At 39.9% G+C, this 2,771-nt stretch carries 6 protein-coding genes; 4 read left to right on the forward strand and 2 right to left on the reverse strand.

Annotation, left to right across the window (positions count from 1 at the left end):
- The 4 genes from JGK14_RS33830 to JGK14_RS33845 form a co-directional block, all read left to right on the forward strand.
- Window positions 1-393: polymorphic toxin type 33 domain-containing protein (locus tag JGK14_RS33830; RefSeq protein WP_325316010.1), on the forward strand; the 393-nt coding region annotated here is incomplete at its 5' end.
- A 142-nt stretch (window positions 394-535) separates the two neighbouring features.
- Entirely contained in the window at window positions 536-982 is a 447-nt protein-coding gene (locus JGK14_RS33835; protein ID WP_325316011.1) for a DUF4279 domain-containing protein, read from the forward strand.
- 205 nt (window positions 983-1,187) lie between these two features.
- Window positions 1,188-1,895 carry a hypothetical protein gene (locus tag JGK14_RS33840; protein ID WP_325316012.1) on the forward strand — a complete coding sequence of 236 codons (708 nt, stop codon included), beginning with the start codon at window positions 1,188-1,190 and terminating at the stop codon, window positions 1,893-1,895.
- Entirely contained in the window at window positions 1,870-1,992 is a 123-nt protein-coding gene (locus JGK14_RS33845) for a hypothetical protein (protein WP_325316013.1), read from the forward strand. The genes JGK14_RS33840 and JGK14_RS33845 overlap by 26 nt, the downstream gene beginning before the upstream one ends.
- A gap of 29 nt (window positions 1,993-2,021) precedes the next feature.
- On the opposite strand, the gene JGK14_RS33850 is transcribed toward JGK14_RS33845, so the two are convergent.
- On the reverse strand, window positions 2,022-2,342 hold the full coding sequence (locus tag JGK14_RS33850; RefSeq protein ID WP_325316014.1) for a hypothetical protein: 321 nt from the start codon (window positions 2,340-2,342) through the stop codon (window positions 2,022-2,024).
- Between the two features lie 15 nt (window positions 2,343-2,357).
- On the reverse strand, window positions 2,358-2,540 hold the full coding sequence (locus JGK14_RS33855) for a hypothetical protein (protein ID WP_325316015.1): 183 nt from the start codon (window positions 2,538-2,540) through the stop codon (window positions 2,358-2,360).
- Window positions 2,541-2,771 lie beyond the last annotated feature (231 nt).

The raw sequence follows: 2,771 nt of genomic DNA on the forward strand, positions 1-2,771 counted from the left end.
ACAGTACCCACAGTTAACTTGGGAACATCAATTGCAGTCGCTGCTTTTCTGGCTTCCTATGGTATTTATCTGGCGATGAGTACGTCTGAGGATGATGAATGGGATGAAGATGATGATGATGAAGAGAATCAATATCCAGAAACAGAAGACCCTGCTGGTGACAACCGGGATACATCAAAAGATAAGGCTCTTAATAACAAAGAAATCAAAAAATTACAGAAGGAAATGGCAGAACAGGGAGATGAGATACATGAAACTAAGGGAGGAAAAAATGCTGCTCATCGAGATCTTTTCCAAGATTCTAAAGGAAGAGTTTATGCGAAGCCAAAGGGTCAATATAAAGCGTCTGGATCATTTACTGGTTACAATATTAAAAGAATCATGAATAAGTAGTCTAAATAGGTCAATCGCACCTTGACAGGGCTAGTAATAAGTACCGTGCTAAATAAATTACACATTCGTGACACAGTAGAATAAGTCTAAGAGTCCACGAGCGCAGGTACTTTATTTGACCTACCTAGTTAAATAAAAATAAATGTCAACAAGTTCTTTCGGGAGAATCGAGATGGATAAGATGAATAATGAGATTTCTGTAGCTTTCACATTGACTGATTTTGACTGCGATCCCGAAGAAATTACAGCAAGAGTTGGTATAACTCCAACAAAAACTTGGATAATGGGTGACTTTATTAATAAAAAAAAGACAATGAAATATGAATACAATGGCTGGAAAGTACACTCTAAACTTGACAAAGATGCCGATTTAGAAAGTCATATTATATCTGTACTAGCACAACTAAAACCTGGGTGGGAATCTTTAGTTAAAATAAGTCAGAGTTATTATACAGAAATTAGTTGTGCAATCTATCTATATTCCGATAATCAATTACCAGCCATTCACTTTAATAAAGAGATTGTTCAACAAATTATTGAACTCAATGCCGAGATTGATATCGATCTCTATAATTTTATAGAAGACTAATATGAGCTAAGTATGCCTCATAATGATAATGAACTATACCACGTCAAAAAAATAGTGCTTAACCTAAAGTTTTCTATAATACCAGAGATTAAAAGTACAAAATAAGCTAATATGATTATGTGCCGTTTGTTACTGCCTTTTTAGCTTTGTAGAAAAGCAACCCATTCAGTATAAAATGTAACCCAATACTGCTCTACAAACAACCATGACACCTACAGTAACCATCCAAGAACTAGCCTTAGCCCTAACAGCCAAAAACCACTCCCCCACCCTCCTTAACTCGGACTTCCTCAAATACAGCGGCATCGTCCCCCCCGACTGGGAACTCGCCCGCCCCCCCGTTTTCAGTCCCCAAATCTCTCAAGTTGCCTTCACCAACGGCATCAACATCGTCGCCCAATCGAACGCCATCACCTTCATCGAATCCCTGAGTGCAAAGTCACAAGAAGACACCAAAATTCCCGCTATCATCCGTAAGTACGTTGAAGCGCTACCCCGCACTGAGTATCAAACTCTGAGCATCAACCCCAGAAGTTTCATCACCTTTGAAGGGGGAGATGAAAATGCTGCGCGCGAGTACATCACCTCCACTTTACTCTCGAAGGGCACTTGGTCTGATGTGGGGAAAGCTCCCGTAAAAGCTGCTGTCAATTTAGTTTACTCTTTAGAACAAGGAGAACTTAACTTGAGCGTTGCCGAAGCTTTGCTGCAACTGCAAGAAGCTCCACCAACTCCAGCAGTATTGTTTTCGGGAAGCTTCCAGTACGAAATTGTAGGAGAATTAGAAGGCGAAAAGCTGCAACACTTGTACAAGCTTTTGGAAAATTGGCAGCCCGATTTAGAGGCTTATCGGGAAATTGTCAACAAGCGGTTTTTAGGAGAGGAAATTGAAGAAGTGGCTGCTGTCGCGTAAAGAACGAGAGTGGAAAAAGTCGGGGGTGCGAGTAATTCAAATCCCGCAGCCGATCGAACATAAGTTAATGTTGTCTGAAGCTGCTTTGGAGGATTAATATCAGACCTAGTTTATACAACTTAACATTTATGATGCTTGAACTGTCAGGTTAACTTTTTCCTTACGCCATTTCCGAGCACTTTGCTTGACAGCTTCTATTTCCTCAAAATCTACTTTGATAACGGCGATTTCAAATTCTACGCCTAAAACCGTACTAACTTCGAGGAGTTCTACAAAACTAGCACATTGATAATCTGTATCTTCATACTCCCTAACTCGCCGTTCTTCAATCCCCAGTATTTGAGCTAGTTCTTGCTGACCGATTTGGGCTGCAATTCTCGCTTTAATTAAAGCATCTGGCAGCTTGTTTAGGCTCTCAATTTTAATTGAAATTGGCTGCCTTTGCAAGCAATTAACAAGGGTTTAATATTCAGCAATTTCTGCTTGTAAAGCCATCAGGTGAGATTGTTTGACATCGCGAGAAAGTTGCCACCCATCTGGGTCTTTTTTCTTCAGTTCCTCATCTCGTTCTAACGCCTTAAGAGAATCGGCAAATCTGCGGGCGCATTCTTGGCTGTATTCATACTCTTTTTCGTTTTTAATCATGGTTCCCACCTTAATATATCTATGGCTATAATCCCTTTAGGATTTAACTCTCTGTCGCGCAGAAAGAATTCTAAAGAACTTAATCCGCTATCTCCTACAGGTTGATCCGAACGAAATATTTCACCTTTATATTTAGGGCTTGCTGAAAAATCAATCACATATTGCGTGGCATAGGTTTAGATGGCGCGAGGGAGAAAAAAGTGCAAGATAAACAGGTAATATAGATCAAAA

Source organism: Microcoleus sp. PH2017_28_MFU_U_A, from assembly GCF_020738035.1.
GTDB lineage: Bacteria > Cyanobacteriota > Cyanobacteriia > Cyanobacteriales > Microcoleaceae > Microcoleus.

Excerpts from the sequence above, each read along its gene's own strand:
- JGK14_RS33835 (WP_325316011.1), top strand. The coding sequence starts at position 536 with ATGTCAACAAGTTCTTTCGGGAGAATCGAGATGGATAAGATGAATAAT.
- JGK14_RS33840 (WP_325316012.1), top strand. The coding sequence starts at position 1,188 with ATGACACCTACAGTAACCATCCAAGAACTAGCCTTAGCCCTAACAGCC.
- JGK14_RS33855 (WP_325316015.1), bottom strand. The coding sequence starts at position 2,540 with ATGATTAAAAACGAAAAAGAGTATGAATACAGCCAAGAATGCGCCCGC.